The organism is Cohnella pontilimi, assembly GCF_005049045.1.
Classification (GTDB): domain Bacteria; phylum Bacillota; class Bacilli; order Paenibacillales; family Paenibacillaceae; genus Cohnella; species Cohnella pontilimi.
In genome coordinates this window covers 61,802-84,518 of record NZ_SUPK01000008.1, presented here as the reverse complement: position 1 = coordinate 84,518, position 22,717 = coordinate 61,802, and the positions used below count along the sequence as shown (strand labels likewise).

General features: G+C 55.0%; 15 protein-coding genes. 2 read left to right on the top strand and 13 right to left on the bottom strand.

The window, feature by feature from the left end; all coding sequences use genetic code 11:
* Nucleotides 1-33: 33 nt before the first annotated feature.
* The 12 genes from E5161_RS16125 to E5161_RS16070 form a co-directional block, all read right to left on the bottom strand.
* Complete coding sequence (locus E5161_RS16125) at nucleotides 34-666, bottom strand: ABC transporter permease (protein WP_136778872.1); 633 nt, start codon at nucleotides 664-666, stop codon at nucleotides 34-36.
* A gap of 6 nt (nucleotides 667-672) precedes the next feature.
* Complete coding sequence (locus tag E5161_RS16120) at nucleotides 673-1,623, bottom strand: ABC transporter ATP-binding protein (RefSeq protein WP_211246750.1); 951 nt, start codon at nucleotides 1,621-1,623, stop codon at nucleotides 673-675.
* Between the two features lie 32 nt (nucleotides 1,624-1,655).
* Entirely contained in the window at nucleotides 1,656-2,555 is a 900-nt protein-coding gene (locus E5161_RS16115) for a glycine betaine ABC transporter substrate-binding protein (protein WP_136778871.1), read from the bottom strand.
* A gap of 240 nt (nucleotides 2,556-2,795) precedes the next feature.
* Nucleotides 2,796-3,188, bottom strand: a complete 393-nt coding sequence (locus E5161_RS16110; RefSeq protein ID WP_136778870.1) for an iron chaperone — start codon at nucleotides 3,186-3,188, stop codon at nucleotides 2,796-2,798.
* Nucleotides 3,189-3,304: 116 nt separating this feature from the next.
* Nucleotides 3,305-3,736, bottom strand: a complete 432-nt coding sequence (locus E5161_RS16105; protein ID WP_136778869.1) for an RbsD/FucU family protein — start codon at nucleotides 3,734-3,736, stop codon at nucleotides 3,305-3,307.
* A gap of 18 nt (nucleotides 3,737-3,754) precedes the next feature.
* Nucleotides 3,755-5,248: a rhamnulokinase gene (locus tag E5161_RS16100; protein ID WP_136778868.1), complete on the bottom strand. Its 1,494-nt coding sequence runs from the start codon at nucleotides 5,246-5,248 to the stop codon at nucleotides 3,755-3,757.
* Nucleotides 5,249-5,274: 26 nt separating this feature from the next.
* The gene (locus E5161_RS16095) at nucleotides 5,275-5,937 is read right to left on the bottom strand and encodes a class II aldolase/adducin family protein (RefSeq protein ID WP_136778867.1); all 663 of its coding nucleotides are present in this window, start codon (nucleotides 5,935-5,937) and stop codon (nucleotides 5,275-5,277) included.
* A 17-nt stretch (nucleotides 5,938-5,954) separates the two neighbouring features.
* Entirely contained in the window at nucleotides 5,955-7,748 is a 1,794-nt protein-coding gene (locus E5161_RS16090; protein WP_136778866.1) for an L-fucose isomerase, read from the bottom strand.
* 39 nt (nucleotides 7,749-7,787) lie between these two features.
* Nucleotides 7,788-9,977 (bottom strand): alpha-galactosidase, encoded by a 2,190-nt coding sequence (locus E5161_RS16085; RefSeq protein WP_136778865.1) that lies wholly within the window; start codon nucleotides 9,975-9,977, stop codon nucleotides 7,788-7,790.
* Between the two features lie 46 nt (nucleotides 9,978-10,023).
* A complete protein-coding gene (locus E5161_RS16080) occupies nucleotides 10,024-10,833 on the bottom strand; it encodes a carbohydrate ABC transporter permease (protein ID WP_136778864.1) in 810 nt (269 codons plus the stop codon).
* On the bottom strand, nucleotides 10,830-11,768 hold the full coding sequence (locus E5161_RS16075; RefSeq protein ID WP_136778863.1) for a carbohydrate ABC transporter permease: 939 nt from the start codon (nucleotides 11,766-11,768) through the stop codon (nucleotides 10,830-10,832). The genes E5161_RS16080 and E5161_RS16075 overlap by 4 nt, the downstream gene beginning before the upstream one ends.
* Nucleotides 11,769-11,873: 105 nt before the next feature.
* Nucleotides 11,874-13,211: an ABC transporter substrate-binding protein gene (locus tag E5161_RS16070; protein ID WP_136778862.1), complete on the bottom strand. Its 1,338-nt coding sequence runs from the start codon at nucleotides 13,209-13,211 to the stop codon at nucleotides 11,874-11,876.
* Nucleotides 13,212-13,401: 190 nt separating this feature from the next.
* On the opposite strand from E5161_RS16070, the gene E5161_RS16065 reads away from it, so the two are divergent.
* Together E5161_RS16065 and E5161_RS16060 are read left to right on the top strand one after the other, a co-directional pair.
* On the top strand, nucleotides 13,402-15,141 hold the full coding sequence (locus tag E5161_RS16065; RefSeq protein ID WP_136778861.1) for a cache domain-containing sensor histidine kinase: 1,740 nt from the start codon (nucleotides 13,402-13,404) through the stop codon (nucleotides 15,139-15,141).
* Nucleotides 15,138-16,646 carry a response regulator transcription factor gene (locus tag E5161_RS16060; protein ID WP_136778860.1) on the top strand — a complete coding sequence of 503 codons (1,509 nt, stop codon included), beginning with the start codon at nucleotides 15,138-15,140 and terminating at the stop codon, nucleotides 16,644-16,646. The genes E5161_RS16065 and E5161_RS16060 overlap by 4 nt, the downstream gene beginning before the upstream one ends.
* A gap of 117 nt (nucleotides 16,647-16,763) precedes the next feature.
* Here E5161_RS16060 and E5161_RS16055 read toward each other — a convergent pair whose 3' ends face one another.
* Nucleotides 16,764-22,256, bottom strand: a complete 5,493-nt coding sequence (locus E5161_RS16055) for an OmpL47-type beta-barrel domain-containing protein (protein WP_136778859.1) — start codon at nucleotides 22,254-22,256, stop codon at nucleotides 16,764-16,766.
* Between the last annotated feature and the right edge of the window lie 461 nt (nucleotides 22,257-22,717).

Genomic DNA, 22,717 nt, shown 5'->3' with positions numbered 1-22,717 from the left:
CCCGTTTCCCTTGGGTTATCTTCCGCCTTATCCTTATCGTTCTCCCCGCGCGATACGCAGCGAGCGTTTTTCAAGCACGGAAAGCCCCCAGTTCAACAGGAGGGTGAAACTGCACACGAGAATGACACCCAGCCAAATTTTATCGAAATTGTTGGTGCGGATTCCGTCAAACAGAAGTACGCCTAACCCGCCTGCGTTGATCAAGGCGGCCACCGTCACAATGCCCGATGTGCTGATCGTTGCCACCCGAAGTCCGCCTAGGATCGCAGGCAACGCAAGAGGCAATTCCACTTTCCGCAGCCCGTTTAAGAACCCGATGCCCATGCCCTTGGCCGCTTCCGATACCGACGAGGGCACCGATTTAAAAGCGGCGAGAATACTGCGGATCAAGAGCACCTGATTATAAAGGACGAGCGCTAAAATAGCTGTCGGTTGGCCCAATCCGAAGAAGGGAATGAGGAAAGCGAACAGCGCAAGACTTGGAATACAATAAACACCGATAAACAAGGCCAGCAACACACCTGACATCGCCTTGAACCTGCGCGCCACAATGCTTAGGGCGAAAGCAAGTACAAACGAGATCAGTATGCTCACAAATACCAGTTTGCAGTGATCGACCAACATCGTGAAAATTTGGTCGTAGTACTTTCCGATGTATTCCAGCATGCTTTTTTACCTCTTGATTAGGATATCGTCACGCGATAAGGTCAGCACCGGCTTGGCGTTCTCCACCAGAATGATCTTGTCGACATTTTTGTCACTCATAAAAAGATCGAACGCTTGCTCCATTTCGGCGTCGATCTCGATTTGCGGACCCTGATCGCCGGGTGCATAAGGCTTGGCCAAATCCCTGGCGTTCAGCATTAAGAGACGCTGAATTTCGCCCCGGTTGCCGACGATGTCCGCCACATACTGATTTTCTTTGTTCAACAGAACATTAGCCGGCGTATCAAACTGCTGAAGCACGCCTTCCTTCATCACCATGACCCGAGTTCCAAGGCGCATGGCTTCATGCACGTCATGGGTTACGAAGAGAATCGTTTTGCCGAATTGCTTATGGATATCTTTCAATTCCTCTTGCAGCTCAATCCGGATTAGCGCATCGATGGCGCCGAACGGCTCGTCCATCAGCATGACATCCGGGTCGGCGACCAGCGCGCGCGCAATGCTCACCCGCTGCTGCTGACCGCCGGAGAGTTGACGCGGATATCGGTCTTTGTACTGGCCGGGCTCGAGACGGACAAGGCGCAGAAGCTCCCGCACCCGCTCCCGGGTTTTTTTGCGATCCTGTTTCAGGCAATCCGGCAGCAAAGCGATATTATCCTCCACGGTCATGTGGGGAAACAAGCCGCTCTGCTGAATGACGTACCCGATCTCCCGGCGGAGCTTGTCCGGCTCGAGAGTCATGATGTCTTGGCCTTTGAAGAAAATCGTTCCGCCGGAAGGCTCGATGATGCGGTTGATCATTTTCAAAACGGTCGTTTTCCCGGAACCGGAACCGCCGAGAATGGTAATGAATTCTCCCGGCAAAATCCCGACGCTCAAATTCTTCACGGCAGGATTCTGGCTGTTTTTGTACTGCTTCGATACGTTTTCGAATTGAATCATGAATTCATTCGCCAAGGCGATTCCTCCCGGGAAAACAAGACAACGTCTTATTTTTTGAAATTATTGTCGTAAAACTCTTTCGCCACTTCCGCATACTCGCGTTTCTTCAAGTCGACTTCGCCGTTCAGCTTCTGCATGGTCGGAGTATCCAGCTTCGCGGAAATTTTGTTCAGCACGTCTTTGATCTCCGGATACTTGTCCAGCGTCTCTTGCTTTACGATCGGCGCAATGTTGTAAGGCGGCCATACATGCTTGTCGTCTTCGAGCAGCACATATTTCGGGTCGGTCAATTGTCCCTCGGTGGTGAACGCGACGGCCAAATCCATTTGTCCGTTTTCCAGAACCGAGTATCTCAAACCGTTGTCGAACGCTTTAAGCTCTTTAAAGTCGAACTTGCCGTATGTTTTCTCCAGCGCCGGCAGTCCGTCCGCCACTTCTGCGAAAATCGGCGTCGCCGCAAAGCGGATGTTGGACGCCTGCTTCTGCAAGTCGGAGATCGTCTTGATGCCGTACTTGTCAGAAGCCGCTTTGGTGATGACAAGACCTTGCGAGTCATTGGCTTCGGTTTGGCTCAGCCATACCATATTGAATTTCTTCTTATACTCTGCCGCTACCGTGTCATACACTTGCTGCGCGTCCGTCATCATCGGCAGCTTCAGAACCTGGAGAAGACCGGTGCCCGTATATTCCGGGTACATCTGGATGTCGCCTTTCTCCATCGCCGCTTGTGCAACGGCGGTTCCGCCCAGGTTGAACTTCCTGTCTACCTTAAAGCCCTGGTCCTCAAGAGCCAAGCTGTACAATTCAGCCAGGATGAAAGACTCCGTGAAGTCTTTCGAACCGACAGCAATCGTTTTTCCGTTCGATTTGCTGCCGCCGCAAGCGCTCAGCACGAAAAGCAGGATCAAGCTTAAAGCCGATAGCAAAATCGCTTTGCCTTTTCTCATTCGGGTGACCCTCCATCATATAGTGATAATTCATTTGAATTAATTATCATATTATTTGAGTGTACTTGTTTCTGTCAACGCCAAATTCCTACAATACCTACTATGTTAGTATGGATTTAAAAGCCGACAGCACGAATCAACTGCCACCCTTATTTTAGCCTTGCGGAAACGAAAGGAAACGCAAATACACAAAAGCCTCGGCGCATCTGCCGAAGCTTTTCGATTTTGTTACTGTTGCATCTATTTTTTCTTTTTCTTGCTCAGAGCTTTTTGAAGATTTTCATTCGCTTTGAACGCGGCGATCTTCTGGATGAGCTCCAAAGGTACCGGTTGGCTCGCCGGAAACTTGACCGCCGTTTTGGACATCTCATAGCCGGACAGTTCTTCCTTAAAGGCTTCGAAAACGGTGAAGGGCGGCGGAACCGAAATCGAATAGTGATCCTTATACGCGGAGTAGTAAATCACCATTCCTTGGTAAGAAAAGGCCGGCAGCTGGTAGCTGATCACTTCCTCTGCTTCAGGTATAGCCTCTCGGATCGCGCTCTGCATTTGCCGCAGAACGTGTTGCACTTCCGGCGGAAAGCTCGCTATGTAGTCATCTACCGTCTCGAATTTTACTTTCTCGCTTGCCATGTCACCCTCCTACCTCGCCATATGTACGGCGCTATGTTTACCCTCTATAAGAATACCAATTTTGTATAAATTTGAAAATGGAAAGACCCGCACCGTGTGCGAGTCTTATTCAAGGCCTATTCCGAGATGACTCCCTTTTTCAGGATCACGTTGGCGTACAGCGCTTGTTCTCCCGTGGCGACAATGGCGTATGCCTGCTTTGCCTTGTCGTAAAACGCGAACCTTTCGATAGGGTCGAACGGATCGGTACGTCCAGTACGGCTTCGGATAATGTCGGCATAACGATCCCAGATCGGTGTTTCAACCGTGTCCCCAGGTACGACCTGCATAAGGGCAGCCGGCCGCAGCACGTAAGTATCGAGGGGAAACAGCTTCAATATCGCGTCGAGCAGTTCGGGGATTCCGTGTCCGTCGCAGCGAATCAGTCGCCGCGCGTGGCTGGCGGAAGGGAAATTCCCGTCCGCCAGCACGATCTCATCTCCGTGGCCCATTTCCATCAGTACCTTCAGAAGATCAGGCGACAGGATGGCCGGCACGCCGATCAACATTTTGCATACCCCCTTCTTTTAACGCCATGCGCGGCAGAACCGTTCATACTCATCCTCCCACTCGGAAGCGTCTTCCGGCGGATCGTACACTTCAACCGGAAACGATGCGGCCGACAACCGGCGGGCGTCATTCAAATCCGTGCACAGCCCCTGCGCGATAAATTGCACCAGCAGGTTGCCGATGGCACTGGCTTCCACGGGTCCGGCCCATACGGGACGCCCGAGCGCATTCGCTGTGAACCGGCACAAGAGCCGATTTTGGATGCCTCCTCCCACCATATGCAACCGCTCAAAGCTGTAGCCGGTCAGCCTTTCGGCTTGGTCCAGCGCCTGGCGATAGCGAAGGGCCAAACTTTCGAGGATGCATCGCACGAAATCCCCTTCGTTTCGAGGCTCCGGCTGGGCGGTTTCACGGCAAACGGCCCGGATTTTGTCTGTCATCCCGCCGGGCCCGTAGAACCTCGGGTCATCTGGATTAACGAGAGACCGGAACGGCTCCGCTGCTTCCGCGGCGGCTACCAGTTGGGGATAACCGATTTCGTTGCCCGCTTCCTCCCACTCTCTTTTGCACTCTTGGAGCAGCCATAATCCCATAATATTTTTGAGAAGCTGGTAAGTCCCGCCCACGCCGCCTTCGTTCGAGAACTGAAGCTCCATCGCCTCCGGCGTCAGCAAGGGGGAATCCATTTCCGTGCCGAGCAGCGACCAGGTTCCGCATACGAGATAAGCGAACGGACCCGCCTCGGCCGGAATGGCCGCTACGGCGGATTCCGTGTCGTGTGAGCCGACGGCAACCCCGGTTACCGCCGGCACTCCGAGTTCGCGGCATACTTCCGGGGCCAAAGGTCCGACCGAATGACCGGGTAGAACGGGCTTCAAAAACAGATGCGGCGGAATGCCGAGCTGCTCCATCAAGCCGGTGTTCCAAGCTCTGTCCACCGGATGGAACAACTGGGTGGTCGTCGCCATACTAAACTCGCATACTCGCACACCTGTCAGCAAATACATCAAGAGATCGGGGGTAAGCAAAAGCGTGTCGGCAATTTGCAGCTTCGGCGAACCGGCCTTTTTCATTGCTAAAAGTTGATAGAGGGTGTTAAACGGCATAAATTGCAAGCCGCTTTGCCGATATAAAGCCTCACTGCCGATCAGCCCGTTCACTTCCTCGATCAGTCCCTCGGTTTGAGGGTCCCGGTAATGATACGGATTGCCGAGCAGCTCTCCATCCGCATCCAGCAGTCCGAAGTCGACTCCCCAGGAGTCGATGCCGAAAGTAGCCGGTTGATAACCTTCCCGAAAGGTCTTTCGAATGGAAATTTTGATTTCATGAAGCAGTCTCAAAATGTCCCAATGCAAATGGCGTCCGACCTGAACGGCATAGTTCGGGAAGCGGTGCAATTCCGACACTTCGAGCTTTCGCCGGCCGTCAGCCTCTACCGTCAGCCGGCCGATCAAAGCGCGCCCGCTGGACGCGCCGAGATCGAATGCCAGGGCGGCGGGTATTTCCCACATGGGCGTTCACCTCTTATCGCGGCTGCCTACTTCATTTTCTGAAGCAGCTGGATTCGATAGGCCTCGCTCTCCAAGGAGGCGATTTCATCCACTTCCTCGTCGCTGAGCACTTTCGGTTCCCGGACGGATTTGGCGATCAAATAAATTTTCGCGCTCTCTTCCACAACTTCCGTCCGGTAATACGCCTCTCTCAAATTGCGGCCGGTCGTCACGAGTCCATGATTGCCGAGCACGATGGTACTGGCTTCGTTCACCTTCTCCGCGACAGCTTCCGCGAGTATGTCCGTCGTCGGAAGCACGTAGGGAACGTACGTCGTTCTTCCGACAAGGGCGGCCTGATCCGGGAACATGATCGGCAGCTCCCGCTCCACCAGCGAGAAAGCGATGCAAAAGGGCGGATGTGTATGCACAATGGCCCCGATCCCGGGATTCGCCCGGTAAGCGTACAAGTGCATGAGGACCTCGGAAGAGGGACGCAAGCCGATATCGATGACGCTTCCGGAAGCGATGTCGACCTCGACCCATTGCTCCGGAGCGATTTCATCCAAGGCGAATCCGCTTGGAGACAAATACATTTTTCCTTCGTGACGAGCGCTGATGTTGCCGCCGGGACCGACGACAAGTTTGTTTGCGACGGTCTTCTGCGCGTACTTGCACAGTTCCTCGCGAATTCGGCCGTTGCCGCTCATGCTGAATGCCCCCTTCGTCAACGCCCGTAAAGCGGCCCATAATTCGAACAGGCGCGATAATCAGCGCTTTCCATATCGTCCGTGCCGAACAAGCTCCATGCACGAGGGCGGAAAATTCGCTCAGGCGCCACATTGTGCATGTTCACCGGGATGCGAAGCATCGAAGCGAGCGTGATCAGATCGGCACCGATATGACCATAGCTAACGGAACCGTGGTTGGCTCCCCAGTTATCCATCACGTCGTACACCGAACGGAATGCCCCGCGTCTGGTCAAAATCGGAGCGAACCAGGTCGTCGGCCAGGTCGGATCCGTCCGCTTGTCGAGCGCATCGTGCACGTGTTCCGGCAATTCGACCGAGTAGCCCTCCGCGATTTGAAGCACGGGTCCGATGCCTTTGATGAGATTGATTCTGGACATCGTCATCGGCATGCCTCCGCGTGTCAGGAAATCGGACGAGAAGCCGCCTCCCCGGAAATATTCCACCGATGCCGGACGCCAAGAGGTTGCCTGCAGACATTTGTCCGCCTCTTCCTCGCTGATCTCCCAGAACGGCTTCATCGCAGGTTTGCCGTCCTTCGTCTGCTCTCCGGTGCCGTCCAAAGCCGCGGAGCCGGAATTGATCAGATGAAGCAATCCGCCGGCTGCAGGCCCTGTCAGTTCGTGACCGGTCACCCGTTTGACCGATTCCGGGCTCCAGTAGGTCCGGACGTCGGCGAAAATTTGCGCCGTATTCGTCAGCAGGTAGCCCATCAGCATAACCGTTCCGTTGAGACTGTCGTTTTCCGTGGCCACGAGGTATGGGGCTCGGATCCCGTTCCAGTCGAACGAGGAGTTCAGGATCGACTCCAGGAAATCTCCGTTCGGAAAATGGTCCGTCCATTGCCGCTGCCCTTGGAATCCGGACAATATGGCATGGTGCCCCAGCGCCTCTTCCCCGAAGCCGAGCTCCGCCAAACGCGGATTGCCGGCCATGAGGTCCCGGGCGATCATCGTCATCTTGACGACCGTCTCCCAATCCTTGTCCTTCTGCTCTCGGGAGGTTTGCAGATGCGGCGGATTGTTGTCGGGTCCTTCTTTGCAGTTCTCCTTCACCCATTTCAGCGCGGCCTCAAATTCTGCAGGATCGTAAATGCCTTCGTCCATCCGGCGTACGAACTCCGTCATATCGATATATTCGTTGCGCATCCCCAAATAATCTTGGAAAAAGGAATCGTTCACGACCGAGCCGGCGATCCCCATCGATACGGAACCCATGGAGAGATACGATTTCCCCCTCATGATTGCCACGGCCAAGCCCGCTTTCGCGAAAGCGATCAGTTTCCCTTGCACATCTTTCGGAACCGAAGTGTCGCCGGCATCCTGTACATGCTCGCCGTAGATTCCAAACGCCGGAAGACCTTTTTGCGCGTATCCCGACAGCACCGCCGCCAAGTAGACCGCACCGGGCCTCTCCGTTCCGTTAAAGCCCCACACCGCCTTCGGTATTGTCGGATCCGTATCCATCGTTTCGGTTCCGTAACACCAACAAGGCGTAACCGTAATCGATACGCCCACCCCCGCCTTGGCGAACTTATCCGCGCAAGCCGCCGATTCCGCCACACCGCCGATGCACGTATCGGCAATGACACATTCGACGGACGAGCCGTCCGGATAACGCAGGCTTTCCGACAGCAGCTTGGCCGTCGCCTTCGCCATGTTCATTGTCTGCTCTTCGAGCGATTCGCGAACACCCTTGCGCCGTCCGTCAATGGCAGGCCGAATGCCGATTTTCGGGAACCCGCCCGCCCACCGATAGTTTTCATGCGTCATGCTCATAACCTCCCATGAATCATTTAGTATCGCGAGCTGTTAAGCACGCTGTTTCAACCACCAGGTTGCGCTTTGAAAATCCCCTTGCAAAGACGGGATTGCGACACCCGCATGCAGCAGCTGATCCCCTCCGTAACGCTCTCCGCTGCCTTCGACGACATATTCGGCTTCCGGATCCAAGCCCTTCAGCTTCAACCAACCCGTCGGAGCATAGGATTCCGATAACACCCGGAAATACGCGACGAACGCTTCCGAGCGATCCTCGGATACGACCATCCAGGCTGCGTCGTTCCCTTCAAACGGGTTCCGCAAACGATAAAATTCACCGAATTGAATCAGGCTGCGCAACGCTTTATATTCCATCACCTGCCCGGCAGCTATTTTCTTCTCCTCCGAGGTAAGCTGCGACAAATCGAGCTCATACCCGAAATTGCCGAACATGGCCACATCGCCGCGCATGCGCAATGAAGTCGTGCGGTGAACCTGATGATTTGGAACGGCCGTGACGTGGGCGCCCATCGCGCTAATCGGATAGACGAGGCTGGTTCCGTACTGGATATACAGCCGGCTGACCGCATCCGAATTGTCGCTCGTCCAGGTTTGCGGCATGTAGTACAGCATCCCGGGATCGAAACGGCCGCCGCCTCCCGAGCAGCATTCGAACAGCACATTCGGAAACCGGGCGGTGATCGCTTCCAACACTTCGTACAAGCCCAGAATATAACGATGCGCCGTCTCCCGCTGACGTTCCGGCGGAAGCTTCGCGGAGCCGATCTCCGTCATGTGCCGGTTCATGTCCCACTTCACGTAATCGATCGGCGCGGAAGCGAGCACTTCGCCGACTGTCTCGACAATATAGGAGCGGACATCTTCCCGGGACAAATCCAAGATGAGCTGGTTTCTTCCCTGAGTGCGCCGCGCTTCGGGCACGTGCAGGCACCAGTCGGGATGCTTGCGGTACAGCTCGCTGTCCGGGGATACCATCTCGGGCTCGAACCACAAACCGAACCGCAAGCCCATGCCGTTCATCCGGCTCGCGAGCGCATCCAGCCCCTGCGGCAGCTTGTTCCGGTTCACGAACCAATCTCCGAGCGAGCTGGTGTCGTCGTTTCGCTTGCCGAACCAGCCGTCGTCGAGTACGAACAGCTCGATGCCCAGGCCGGCCGCTTCCTCGGCAATCGCCGTCAGCTTATCCGGGTCGAAATCGAAATACGTCGCTTCCCAGTTGTTGACCAAGATGGGACGCGGACGGTTCCGGTACTCCCCGCGGCACAGTCTTTCGCGGTACAACCGGTGATAGACGCGGGACATGCCTCCGAGCCCTTCACCGGAATACACCAGCACTGCCTCCGGCGTCTGGAATGCTTCCCCCGGCTCGAGCCGCCAGCTGAAATCAAACGAATGGATGCCCAGCGATACGCGCGCGGTGCGGAACTGGTCCACCTCCGCCTTCGCGGTGAAGTTTCCGCTGTACACCAGGCTAAAGCCGTAAACTTCACCCGCGTCCTCACTGGCGTTCGGCGACAGCAACGCCACGAACGGGTTGTGCTGGTGGCTGCTTGCCCCCCTGCTGCTGCTCACGCCTTGCACGCCGGACGCGAGCCGACGCCGTTCGATATGCCGCTCCCGCGACCAAGAACCCGACAGATGCAGCAACTCATAATCGGCATGACGAAAATCGACGCTCGCGCTCAATGCCCGAAGCAGCGAGACCGTCTGCCCGCCGGCATTGACGATCCGAGCCGATCGGGCAACGGCATCGTGCTCCCGGAAAACCGAGTAGAGCAGCTCCACACGTAAGCCCGTTCTCGCATCCGCCAACGTCAGCTCCAGCGTCTCCGCTTCCCCATCCTCCTCCACATAAGTGGCCGGGAGCCCATCGAGCCGCGACTTTCCGGAGAGAATCCGGTGAGATTCGTAGAGAAGCTCCGTTACGGTCGTACCATCGGTAAACTGCACTTGATAAGCCGGCGTCCGGTAATCTCCGGTTCCGTAGCCCGGGTACTCTTGAGGCAGCGTGTCATAAGCGATGCTTTTGTCGTCCGGGAAAGGATTGGGCGAAAAGCCGGTCCTTTCTTCAAAGGTGAGCATACCGGGCCAGACGGCTGTACGAAGCCTGGGTCCCCAGTAAACGTGCGCCGCGTTTCCGCGGATCAACCGGATGATGTAGCTCGTGTTCGGTGTCTGCAAATGAAAGACGCCGTTCAAGGCGTCGTAATGGATGGGCATCGGTTCATTCCCCCGGTTGTCTGAACGGACGGACCGCGAATCGCGCTTACCCTTTGATCGCGCCGTCCGCCATTCCTTTGATGAAATACTTTTGCAGGAACAGGTAGAGCACGGTCAGCGGCAGCATTCCGATCAAACACCCCGCGGCCACCCAGTTGATATTGTTGGAGAACTGCGAGATAAACATGGATAAGGCGACCGGAATCGTATTCACCTGCGGCTTCTGCAAGAAAAACACGGAAAATTGATAATCGTTCCAAACCTGAACTCCGATGACGATGATAATAGTGGCGACGATCGGCTTCAGCAAAGGCAAAATGATCCGGAAAAAAATCGCATACCGGCTGCACCCGTCAATCAGGCCGGCTTCATCCAGCTCCTTGGGCACCGTGCCCATGAATCCCGTCAGCAGGAAGATGGTCAGCGGAAGCGAGAAGGTGACCTGAATCAGGATTGTGGCCCAGTAGTGATTCATTCCGCCGATGTCCACCACAAACTTGTAGAGCGGCACCAGAATGGTGAGTGCAGGAACGATCAAGCACGAAATGCTGAGTCCGTAAACGAAATTGTTCCAGCGGGTGCGATGACGAGCGAGCGGATACGAAGCGAATGCGCCGAGCAGTACAACAAGCGCGACTGAGCTTATGGTGACGATCAAATTGCTCATGAGCGCTCTGTCGATATGCGCGTTCACCCACGCGTTTTTGAAATTCCCCCCGTATATCGTGTGGGGAGGCAGCCATTTGCTGCTCGTATCGTTGGACGGCTTGAAAGAGAGATTCACCAGCAAATAGAACGGGATTAAATGAAAGAGAACGATCAACACCGAAAGAGTACGGGAAACGGCCTTGCTCATAACCGCAGCTCCTTTCGGCGGAGCATAATCAGCGCGGCCATGCTGATGATCAGGATAATCACGAACATCAGATTGCCGAGCGCTGCGGCATAGCCGGCATCCTGTCTGGCGAAATAGAGATTGTACATCATTGTGGACAGCGACTGAGAGGCATAGCCGGGTCCGCCGTTCGTCATGGCGACGATGACGTCGAACAGCTTCAACCCGCCGATGATGTTGATGACGATGTTCACCGTGATGGCGGGCGCGAGCATCGGCCAAGTGATATTGCGGAACTGCGAGCCCCAGCTCGCCCCGTCGATTTGCGCCGCTTCATAATAATCCTTCGGGATCGACTGCAATCCTCCCAAATAAATAATCATCGCAATGCCCATATACTGAAAGGTATTCACGAGGGTGATGATATTGACGGCGCGAGGTCCGTTGGACAGCCAGTCGAGGGGCTCTTTGCCCAGCCAAATCATGATGTCGTTGAGCGCTCCCCCGTCATATTGAAAAAAGAAGTAAAAAATATATCCCATAATGAGCGGGCTGATAATCACCGGCAGGTATACGACCGTCCGGATCAGTCCCTTGCCCCGGATATTCCGATCGAGAAATAAAGCGTAGGCGAGCCCGAACAAGTTTTGAAGCAAGGTGCTGCCGAGCCCGTAAATCAGCGTATTTTTCACCGTTGTCGCGATTTTCTTATCATGGAACATCAAGGAATACTTTTTGAGGCCGGCCCAGGTCGATTGCTGCGAATAGCCGTCCCAGTTGGTGAAAGAGATTCGGATGCCTTTGGCAAGCGGATATAGAATGAATACCCCGAACAGAAGGAGTGCGGGGACGTACATGAGATTCAAAGCCGTGGGCGATTGAAAAAATTTGCGAATCCATGAAGGCGGTTTAGCCGGCCTCCGGTTGTTCTGCGGCAGAGGTTGCGCTGACTGCATCGGTTCTCTTCCTCCTCTCTCTCTGTTCGCTCTTGCGAATGGAAACGGCAGCCCGCTGCAGTCTCTCTGCAGGCAGGCCGCCTCCATTCCCCTCGTCAGTCCGCCTTATTTGGAAGCGGCACGAAGGCGCTCATACTCTTGCTTCATATTTTCCGAGAACTGGCTGACGTTGATGCCGCCCGCAAGCAGATCCTGTCCGTTCTTACACATCACGTCCCACATGCCGTTCGGCAGATAGACACGGTCGAAGTAAGGGATTACCGGAGTCGAAGCGTACTTTTGGAAGTCGGCAGTCATGTCGCCCGCATCGATGTCCACGCCTTTGATGCCCGGAGGCAGAGCGTCCGCCTTGGCAAATTTGGCGACATTTTCAGGCTTCGCATAATAAGCGACGAATTTTTTGGCGGCTTCCTGGTTCGGCGAATCTTTCCATACGCCCCAAGTTGCTTTCTCGCCGCCGGCAAGCGTAGGCTGATCGCCCGCAACGACAGAAGGAATCGGCATCAAGCCGCCTTTGACGTTCGGATTCGTTTTCTTGGCTTCTTCGATCAGGAACGGTCCGTAGAAGCCGAAAGCCGTTTTGCCTTCGCCGAACGCTTTAGCACTGTCGCTGTATTTGGCGGTCAGGACGTCTTTATTCAGGTAGCCCTTCTTCTGAAGGTCGAGGAACATTTGCGGCAGCTTGTCGAAGTTCTTCCAATCGAAGGAACCGTCAAGCAGCTGGGAAGCATTGTTCGTCGGCGCGCTGATGAACGAAGGCGTCGCCATGAAGTCAAAGAATTGTCCGATCGGCCAGGAATCCGCGCCGCCGATATGAATCGGAGTCACTGCGCCTTTGCTTTTCGTCTTGATTTCTTCGCAGGCTTTCATGAATTCGTCCCATGTGGTCGGCACCTGCACGCCGTATTTGTCCAGCACCTCTTTGTTGTAGACCGGACCGGACTTATCCTGGTCGATCGGCAGCACGTACACTTTGCCGGATTCGTCCGTGACGGCCGGCTTGATGGCGTCGTCGATCTGGGAAGCCCACGCTTCGTCTTTCAGATCGGCCAGGTATTGACCGTAACGGATTTTGGCCCATCCGTGCGTGGAGAACACGTCAGGCATGGCGTTGGAGGCCATTTTGACTTTCATGATATTCTCGTATTCGGCGCCGGGAGCGCTGAATTCGACTTTAATGTTCGGATTTTCGGATTCGAAAGCTTTTGCGATTTCCTCGAGCACTTTCGACGGTTCGCCGACAATGTTCGTCATGACGGTCAACGTCACTTCTTTGTCTGACGCGGAAGAACTTGCGGACGGGCTTGCAGATGAGGCCGCCGGCGAGGATGCCGGAGCGCTTGAAGAAGCGTTATTGCCCTTGCTTCCGGAGCCGCATGCCGCCAGTGTGAAGCTTAACAGAAGCAAACTGCTCAGCAGCAGCAACCATTTCGATCTTTTCATGCTATGTCCCCCTGGTATGTGGATTGAGGGCGGGAACGCCCTGCTGCCTTTAATCTACCTCATGATGCGAACGCTTTCATATGTAACTTATCTACGATGAGAGCGCTATTTTCTACACTGGCGAACAATCGTTATTGACCCCCGGCACCCGCAAAGGATACCTTAATAAATAGAGGGGTCGATATCCGACATGAGACTGTTCCATACGCTGCGCTTCAAACTGACCATTTTTTACGTTCTCTTTATCGTCACTCCGTTCGTCATTTCGGCGTTTGCGCTGCCCTACTATATCCAAGGCATGTTGACCCGGGAAACCCGACAGCTCACCGCGGGCACCGTAGCCGCGATGTCGAGGAATATCGAGACTTACTTGGACGATTTGGACCGGCTGTCAACCTCTCCTTATCTCAGCGATGAGGTGATGTACGCCCTGAAGCTGAAAGCCAACGACCGGTACCGGACGGCGAACGAGTATACGAAGCTGAAAACCGACCGCGCGCTGAGCGGAACGCTGCCGCAATACTTGATCAACACACGCCCCGACATCCTCAACACCATCATCATTCCGAGAACCGGCCCCGCCTATTTGACGGCCAAGGGCGGACAGTTCGAGCTGGTACGGGAGTTTCCTTTTCAGGAGCAGGAATGGTACCGGCAAGCGGTGGAAGCGGACGGCCGCGGCGTCATTGTCAGCTCGCATCCGCAGAACTATTTCACGGCGAGTCCGGCCCGCCAAGTGTTCTCCGTAGCCCGGCTGATCAAGGATCCCGACTCCAGACAGCCGTTAGCCGTCATTTTGGCCGATGCCGATACCCAGATTTTGCGGAGAATCGCCAAAGACACCCGCTTTAACGTCTCGTCTACGATCGTTATTTTAGATCAAAATGAAAGCGTTCTCTATTCCAGCTCCAAGCTGCCCCAGGAACTGACGTCGATGCTGCCGAAATTTCATCAGGAGAACGAATGGCAAACGGACGCGTACACGGCGGTGTCGGATAAGGTCGGCCGGTTCGGTTGGCGGATCGCCGTCTTTCTTTCCAATCAGGAGTTCGATTCCAAGGTGCGCTGGATATATGTCCTCGCCTTGACGCTTTCGGCAGGAGCGCTTACGGTAACATTCGGCGTATTTCTCTATTTCTCCCGATGGATCGTCAAACCCTTCAAAAAAATGAACCTGATCATGAGCAAAGCCAAAATGGGAGACATGTCCGAAAGATTCGTCGCTCGAGGACAAGACGAAATCGCCCAGCTCGGTATTTCCCTTAACAGCATGGTTTCTCGTCTGGATGAGCTGATCAACCAGGAATACCGCGCCAAGCTGGCCACGCAAAACGCCGAGTATCGGGCGCTGCAGTCGCAGATTCGTCCCCATTTCCTTTTCAATACGCTGAACGGCTTTATCGGATTGAACCGCCAAGGCAGAACCAAGGAACTGGAAAACGCCATCCTCTCCTTGAGCTCCATGATGAGATACACGCTCGAAGACAATCAGACTACGACCATCGAAAAAGAGTTCCAATTCTTACAAAAATATTGCCTGCTGCAGCAAACCCGGTTCGATGAAAGTTTCACGGCGCACGTGGAGTGGGAGGAAGAACTTGCGGGCGTACCCATCCCGAAGCTGCTCATTCAACCGTTGGTGGAGAACGCTGTCATCCACGGCATCGAGCCGGACGAGAAACAAAATGTCCTTCTGGTGACGGCACATGCCGTACAGGAGAATGGAAAGAAATACGTGGAAATCACGGTGCAAGACGATGGATTGGGTTTCGACTCCATACAAGCCTCGTCGCAAGGACATGTCGGGCTGTCGAACGTCCGAAGCCGCCTTCTCATGAACGATCCGGACGCGACTTTCACCGTCACCAGCCGTCCAGGGCACGGGACGAAAGCCGTCATCCGAATTCCGATAGGAGCTGCCGCCTCATGAACATCCTCATTGCAGACGACGAAATTCTCGTTCGTTCCAGCCTGAGAAGCATGCTGGAAGAGCTGGACCTCCCCATCCGGATCGCGGGAGAAGCGCGAAACGGCGAAGAACTGCTGGCCCTTCTGGATTCGGAATCTCCGGACCTCGTCTTCGTCGATATCCGGATGCCGAAGCTGAGCGGGCTCGATGCCATAAGATTGGGCAAGGAAAAAGCGCCGGGAGCGCATTGGATTATTTTGACCGGCTTCACCGAATTTGAGTATGCCCAGGAGGCCATTCGGCTTGGAGCCACGAATTATTTGCTAAAGCCGGCCGACCCGGCCGAGCTTGCCTCGTGTGTGCAGCATACCCTCCGGGAAGTGCAGAGGCAGGCGCATTCCCTCAACTGCGAATTCGAGCATTGGATAAGCCTGCAGATCCGGGAGCTTCATACTCGTTTAGCGGGCGGATCGCAGAATCCTTTTCCCGAATATTCCTTTGCGGCGATGGAAGTGGTGGCGGATAGCCGACGCGCGGCGGATGACACGCAATCCCGGTTGCAGAAGGTTGTCGGAAAGCTTCTCGACGTAACCGTTCCCGCCGAGTTCCGTACCCAAGTAAGGTTTTGCAGCTCAGGCGACGATCCGCACCGGATGTCTTGTTATTGGGCGTGGCCGGCAATCGAAGGAATTGCAAGGTCAGGCACGCGGTTTCCTTGGCGGGAATCGGCGGAACACGTTCTGCGCGGTTCGGAGGATGACGGCTTTTCCGTGACCGCTCTGCTCACAGATTCATGTGGTGACATCCGGACCTTGCTCCGACAGGCGGAAGAGCTTCACTCGCTTGCGCCTTTGCGGATATTCCGGCCCGAAGACACCGTTCTTACGCCTTCGATATTGCGTGCGGAAGCCTCAATCGCCGGTCGGCTCGAACGTTCCAAAGCCTGGATGCTGCTCACCGATTCGTGCAGCCGGCGGGATTTCATCGAATACGCCAAGCGTCTCGGAGAGCTTCGGAAACAAGAATCGCGGGACTGGCATCCCGATTCGCCCTCGTGCCGTGCGCTGACCCGCTTCGTCCGGACAACAGTCGGCGCCCGGGTGCAGGAAAGCATGCAGGTCGACGAATGGTTTCACGCCCTCTCCGCCGTTGGAGACAAGATGCTGGCAAGCGAGGCGGGAGGCTCTGCTTCCCAGGAAAGCATTGTGCAGCGCGTGATCCGGTATGTCGACCTGCACTACATGGAGGAAATCGGGATCGGCAAGCTGGCCGAAGAGTTCGGCTTGACGCCCAATTACTTGAGCTCCGTATTTCATAAGAAGCAAGGCGTCACGTTCGTCAAGTATTTGACTTCCACAAGGATGCTCAAGGCGAAGCAGCTGCTGCTTACCCAGCCCAGCCTCAAGGTGAATCAAGTGGCCGAAGCCGTCGGCTACTTCAGCACGAGGCATTTCACCAAATTGTTCGTCGAGCATTTTGGCGTGTATCCTTCGGATTTCCGCGACAAAGCGGCGCAGTCTTCGTAACGATGTAAACATAGAGGGTAACCGAAAACATTCGGTTACCCTCTATCTATTGAAAACAATGTACCGCACGCCATGCGGCTCATATCGAGGCGCTGGCGTGCGGTTTTTTGTGTAAGGTTATTTCTTGGACAAGGAGCGCATGATCGTGTCGAGATCCTTTTCGATCACGGCTTTCGCCTTCTCGCTCACGGTAACTTGTTTCGGGTTGTGGTTGATATGCTGCATGACTTGCGGCAGCACTTCCAGCGCATCGTTTACCTCGCCTTTTTGAAGAAGCGAGAGCGCTTTATCCAAGATTTCTGTGAGCTTCGCAGCAAACATGCCTGTAATGTCGCCCGATGCGATATACCGCTCGATCAGCTTTTTCAGCGACCCGATCTCGGTCTTCACTTCGAACGAAATCGTGCGGTCTGTGACATTGCCCGCTTCATCGCGGACAACGACCCGAAGTTCGTGTTTTCCGAGCTTGCCTGCTAAATCGACAGCCGATCCTCCGGTGTACGGCTTTCCATCCAAGAACATCTGCTTGTCGGCTGCTCCGGACGTCGCGTCTACAGCGGTCAGTTCGAAGGAAATGATCTTATCATCCGTGAACACGGCCTGATCCGCAAAAGGAGCTCCGTTCACCGTCAGCTCAAAAGAAGCCGGCGTTTGATCGATGCGAACGGTGAGTGACTTGGCCGACTCCTCGTTGCCTGCGCGATCCGTCGAGCGGTAGAACAATTCGTAGATGCCGTCCTCGCTGAGGACAACAGGTGACTCGTAGGTTTGCCACTCTGCATCTGCGGACAGCTTGTATTCGGTCATGGCAATACCCGAAACGTCGTCCTCGGCGGTCAGGGTCACCGTCACCGGACTGCGGAACCAGCCGTCGGTGTACGCCGGATCGGTCTCAGCCCGGGTTACCGGAGCCTCCGTATCGGGGACGAGATTCGCCACTGCGGTTTTGACCGCTTGCTCGGCTGAGTCGATGCGCTCCTGCGGCGCGTTCGGATCCTCGTTTACCGCTGCCGCGCGTTGAACCGCGGACTGCAGGGCAGCCCAGGAATCCGGTGTGTACTTCTCTTCGATCAATGCCTCTGCTGCCGTAATGGTCTCTGCCAAGTCGGTCTTATCCACGTTGATATAGAGCTCCATTTCAGCAATGTTCGCATGGCTGCCGTTGGTTCCGAGCCAGCGGTAATAGCGGTAAGCCGTCGTATTGTTCAGCGCTTTGACATACCACGAAGAAGCGTTGGCCGTGCTCGGCTGATCGGTAATCGTGACCAAATCTACGTATCCCGCGGTAGGCGATTCGTTAGATCCTTGCAGCTTCGCTTGGTAAATACGTGCGGCGTTCGTGCCCGAACGCGGCAGGAACCGCAGCATGTTCATCGCTGCCGGCTTACCGAAATCCCAGCCTACATAAGGAACGGTGGCGCTGTGATCGTAGAAGGTGCTTGCATTGCCGTCGAACGCGTTTTTCGGCGGATAGCTGCCGCCGCTCGTCGAGCCGAAATAGGTGCCGAAACCTGTCGTGCTGGAAGCCAGGTTAGGCATCGCTGCTAAATTGCTCACGGTGACGGAGACCGTTTCCGCTTCACCTCCGGCCGGCGTAGAGGTGATCAAGTAAGTTTCTTCTGCCGTTGCGTACAGCAGTCCCGTCGAATCGATCTTGGCATCCGCGGTTGCGGAGCCGTCCGGATTTGTGACAGTCCAAGTCCGGGCCGCAACGCCGCTCGCCAGGAACTGCACCAGGTGACTGCCATAGATTGAGGCGGTACCCGCAGATATGTCCACCACCGGCACCCGGCCGGCAGATACCGAAATCTTGGCTTTCGCCATGGCAGCCTGCAGGGCTGTCAATGCCGCATCCACTTCTTCCTGGGTTGCTTCTGCATTGTCATTGACCGAAATGGCCGCGGCCAGCGCCGCTTGCAGTTCGTTCCACTGCTGCTCGGTATCGAAGTTGGAATCCGTCAATTTCGAGGCGGATTGAATGGCGGCCGCCAGCGAGGTTTTATCGATACCGTTCAACTCAATTGCCTTGGAAGGATCGATAACCCGGATGGCTTCATTCAGCGCGACTGCGGCAAAATAGGCGGTGTCCCGGCTGATGTTAACCGTCGAATAGCCGGAATATTTGTCTTTCACACCCAGGGCGTTGATATGTGCCATCTGGAAAATCTCCTGCTTACCCTCCCAATCCGGGCTGGAAGACACACGCCGGAAGCCTCCGCTGGACGTTTTGTTGCCGGAATAGATGGAGATGGCTTTGGCATTCTCAAGCACGGCGGCAAGATTGCCCTCATTGGAGTAGTCGACTCCCGCTGCGGTGACGGTAACGGTTGTGGTCACCGGTGGCAGCGCCGGGTTCGCCATGCTCGTTCCGGTAATCGTTGCCGTTCCCGCTCCGCGGGCGATCACCAGACCGTTCTTATCGACCATGGCCACATTGTTGTTACTGGATTTCCACATGATTCGCTTATCGAACACATTGGAAGGCTGGATGGCCGCCGTGAGCTGCAGCCTGTTGGTCCCGGTTACTTTGGCCGTGGAAGCGCCCGTGCTGGCCGGTCCGTAAATCGTGGCTGTGCTTGGACTAATCAAAGTAAGGCTTGTCGGAACTGTGCTCACGTCCGCTACCCTGACCTTAAAGGTGCGTTTAATGCCCGGATCCTGAGCGCTCGCAGCGGTGATCGTGGCTTGCGCCACTTTGCCGGAGCCGGTTCCGACCGCCGTCACGGTCGCCGTTGCGCCGTTGGCCGTGACACTAGCTACTGCCGGGTCGGAGGAACTCCACGTTACCGTATCGCCCGGATTGCCCTCTACCGTAGCTTGAACGGCTATAGTATTCGTCTCGCCCGTTCCGCCGAGAATCAAATCCGCGGAGTAACGGTTTAGCGTAATGCCCGATGTATGGACGGCAGGGTCGGAAGAATCGTTCATGACCATGTAGCGGGTATTCTGACGCGCATCAAAAATGATTTTGCCGGCACGAATTTCATAGCTGACATCCGCGCCCAACGTTCCGTCCGCAGATACCTCGCGGATGACCGGTGTTCCTTGGGTCCATGGATTGACCAACGCGATTTTGCCGTTACGCTTGCTCTTCAGGTCCACATAGGGAACGTTCTGCGTTTGCGCATCGTAGGCACTTGATATTTCGACGTTGCCCATCGCACCCAGACGTTCGTAGGTGACGGAACGGGATTTGTCCCAGTTCGGGAACGCCCAGACGGTGGTCGGCAATTCCGGCGTTGTGCTGCTCTGCATCAGCATGGAATTCAGCGCTTCCATCGACGCAACCGTCTCGATGGCCCCTCCGCTGCCGTAGTAGGTGAGATTGCTGGTTCGCACTTTGGCGTTAAGTGCGATTCTGAACTTGGCAAGAAGATCGGCCGCCGGCCAGCCCGCTCGAGCTGCGATCGGATACACTTTCGGGAATCCGTTGTTCTGGCTGCTCCAGCCGGCAAAGCTTCCCGCCGCCCAGCCGTTCATATACTCCAGCGTGTTCCGCACCTTTTGCAAAAGTTCCGGATCGCCATCGAGCAACTGTGCATTTTCAAAAGGGAACACGACTCCCTCGAGCTCTACCGGCTGATCTCCGGGTTCGATCAAATCGACATGCGCCTGGTTGGGCGACATATAGTCGACCGCGAGCAATGTAGGAACGTAATTGTCCGTATTTGCGGCGTTGAAAATCCCTTTCGGAAGCATCGCTTCCGGGAAAGAGGTGTGGTCGGCAATATCCTTCCAACGCGTGAGGCTGGCCGGATCTTCGTTCATTTTGAACGCGTGCAAGCTGAGGAAATTGGACAAAAATTTAATCGCGCCGATATCGAGATCGGGATTGATGTCCGCGGCGTCACCCTCATGAATCGATGATCCGATCACCGAGTAGTGATATAGTCCGTTTCCGTCGTCCTGTCGGAGCACATAGGAATCGTAAAATTTCATGAGCTCCTTGAGATATGGATACAGGACGTTGCGCAAATACTCCTCGTCCAAGGTGTATTCGTAATAGAACACCATCGGAACGACGGCAAACATGCCGTTCGACTTCTGGTCCGTGGAACTGGCATTAAAGCCGTACACCTTCGTTGATGTCTTCGGATTCAAGGCGGGCTGCGCGCTTGCCATCAGATGGAAGGGGGAGAGCGTTCGTACATGAACCGCTCCGTCATGCCCTTGGGCTGCGGCATTGTTGATTTGCCATGGTTTGTCGTAGGCAATGACCCGGTTATAAGGAACGGCCGTTTCGATCCGATTCGTGGAACCTGAGGCGTAGTAATGCGCCTGCTGGTTGTAGTTCAGGAAGTATCGCCCTCCCCAGCCCATGTTATCTGCCGGAATCCAAGGGCCGTACATGGAAGCGGGAAGATTGTACTTGTTCACTTTACCGTTTGCGCTCGTAGGCCGGTTGGAGCTTCCGAGCACATAGAGCGAGCCGTAATAATACTGATTCAGGTCGGCGTCGTTGAATTGTACATAGCTTTTCAGCCAATAGTTCTTCCACCAGTCCGAATGCTCTTGCTTCAGACGATTAATCGCCTCTTCCGTCGTGTAGGAGGCAATTCCGGATACCGCGTCCGCCTGCACTTGAGATACGGATTTGATGGCATTGTACGGACCGCTGCTGCTGGCAAAATAACTGAGGACATAAACCTTCGACCCGGCGTTCACCGTGAAATCGCCGGCTTCCCCGAGAGAATTGTAATATTTCCCCTTGTTGCTATCGTAGTAGTCGGTTGCCTCTATTTTTTGACGTGCATTCTCCAGCTGTGAACCGACCACTGTTGTTGCCGTAGCCATGCGGCTGCGGAAATTCGAAGTGTTGCCGTTCGCACCCGCATTTGTGTCCCGCGTGGTCCACAGCACAGGATTGTTTCCCTTGGAATCGATTCCTCCCGTGTAGGGATACGTGCTTTGGGCATCCGTCAGGTCTGTCGCCGAACCCGAAGCATACGCCATAGCCGGCACCCACTGCTTGGCGCTCAGCGTCACGGGACTTGTCCCTTCGTTCGTGATTTCCGTGACGAACACGTTGTCGGTGTCCGCCGTCCATGAATTCATCGTGATGGTAGCATCACTGCCGGCGGTATCCTTAAGCTGAAGCGTTGTGATCACTTGCGCGTTAAGAAGGTCCTGTTTCATGTTAAACACCGAAGCGGCCTTGCTGCCTGCGGCGCCTGTCGGTCCGATGGAAAGACCGCCTCCCGACAAAATCCCTTGGTTATCCTTCACTGCATTGCTTTGCGCATGAAGCGTTCCCCAGAAATCCTGCTTGGCAAAGTAAAACTGCTGGGACGTCGTCGAAATGCCGGCGGCAATCGCGCCGATGTCCCCGTTGCCGACCAGCTGACCCATGGTGTATTTTCCTGAGTTGACGTCGGTAATCTTAAGCGGCGTGGTGATCGTGCCGTAAATACCTGACAGAATGTTTCGCAATTCGCCCCAATCATCCTTGTGCAGATGATCGAGTACGGCCTGCGGCGGCACAAAGCCGGAGGCCGCTCGGACCGTGCCTGCAAAACCGGTAACACCGGTCATGCATGCGCTGACGGTCAATGCGGCGGAAAGCGTGACGGACAGAATACGACGCAGCGATCGTGGCTTGGTGGCTGACATGACAAACCTCCCCCAATAATTTGGTGAAACCGTTTTCAATATATCACGAGCCTACTATCGCCAACATGATGCAATTCTCCAGTCGAAGCGCTCTTTTCTCCACCTAGCAAGCAGTCATAGATTGGGAACTGATTCTGTCTAACAGGAAATCCCCGCCCAGCAGGACGGCCAAGAGGGGATTTCTTATGCATGCGCGGTATTTTGCTTGATTTGTATATTCACACTGTCAGCAGGCTTATCCAAGCATATCCTATTAATGTGATGAAAAATCACAAATTCAAGCTTGGAGGTGATTCATATGACTCATCACGTTGGTATCGGTAGAATGGCAGCCATCGTACTTGTTCTTTTCATTCTGCTGGTCATTATTTTGAGATCCTGGTAATCGGAAGTTGACCGCTTTCTTGTGGAGGTGAGACACAAATTGGCGAAAGCAAAGAAAGGGCATAGGAAAGCAAAAG

Excerpts from the sequence above, each read along its gene's own strand:
- E5161_RS16125 (WP_136778872.1), bottom strand. The coding sequence starts at position 666 with ATGCTGGAATACATCGGAAAGTACTACGACCAAATTTTCACGATGTTG.
- E5161_RS16115 (WP_136778871.1), bottom strand. The coding sequence starts at position 2,555 with ATGAGAAAAGGCAAAGCGATTTTGCTATCGGCTTTAAGCTTGATCCTG.
- E5161_RS16110 (WP_136778870.1), bottom strand. The coding sequence starts at position 3,188 with ATGGCAAGCGAGAAAGTAAAATTCGAGACGGTAGATGACTACATAGCG.
- E5161_RS16105 (WP_136778869.1), bottom strand. The coding sequence starts at position 3,736 with ATGTTGATCGGCGTGCCGGCCATCCTGTCGCCTGATCTTCTGAAGGTA.
- E5161_RS16100 (WP_136778868.1), bottom strand. The coding sequence starts at position 5,248 with ATGTGGGAAATACCCGCCGCCCTGGCATTCGATCTCGGCGCGTCCAGC.
- E5161_RS16095 (WP_136778867.1), bottom strand. The coding sequence starts at position 5,937 with ATGAGCGGCAACGGCCGAATTCGCGAGGAACTGTGCAAGTACGCGCAG.
- E5161_RS16090 (WP_136778866.1), bottom strand. The coding sequence starts at position 7,748 with ATGACGCATGAAAACTATCGGTGGGCGGGCGGGTTCCCGAAAATCGGC.
- E5161_RS16085 (WP_136778865.1), bottom strand. The coding sequence starts at position 9,977 with ATGCCCATCCATTACGACGCCTTGAACGGCGTCTTTCATTTGCAGACA.
- E5161_RS16080 (WP_136778864.1), bottom strand. The coding sequence starts at position 10,833 with ATGAGCAAGGCCGTTTCCCGTACTCTTTCGGTGTTGATCGTTCTCTTT.
- E5161_RS16075 (WP_136778863.1), bottom strand. The coding sequence starts at position 11,768 with ATGCAGTCAGCGCAACCTCTGCCGCAGAACAACCGGAGGCCGGCTAAA.
- E5161_RS16070 (WP_136778862.1), bottom strand. The coding sequence starts at position 13,211 with ATGAAAAGATCGAAATGGTTGCTGCTGCTGAGCAGTTTGCTTCTGTTA.
- E5161_RS16065 (WP_136778861.1), top strand. The coding sequence starts at position 13,402 with ATGAGACTGTTCCATACGCTGCGCTTCAAACTGACCATTTTTTACGTT.
- E5161_RS16060 (WP_136778860.1), top strand. The coding sequence starts at position 15,138 with ATGAACATCCTCATTGCAGACGACGAAATTCTCGTTCGTTCCAGCCTG.
- E5161_RS16055 (WP_136778859.1), bottom strand. The coding sequence starts at position 22,256 with ATGTCAGCCACCAAGCCACGATCGCTGCGTCGTATTCTGTCCGTCACG.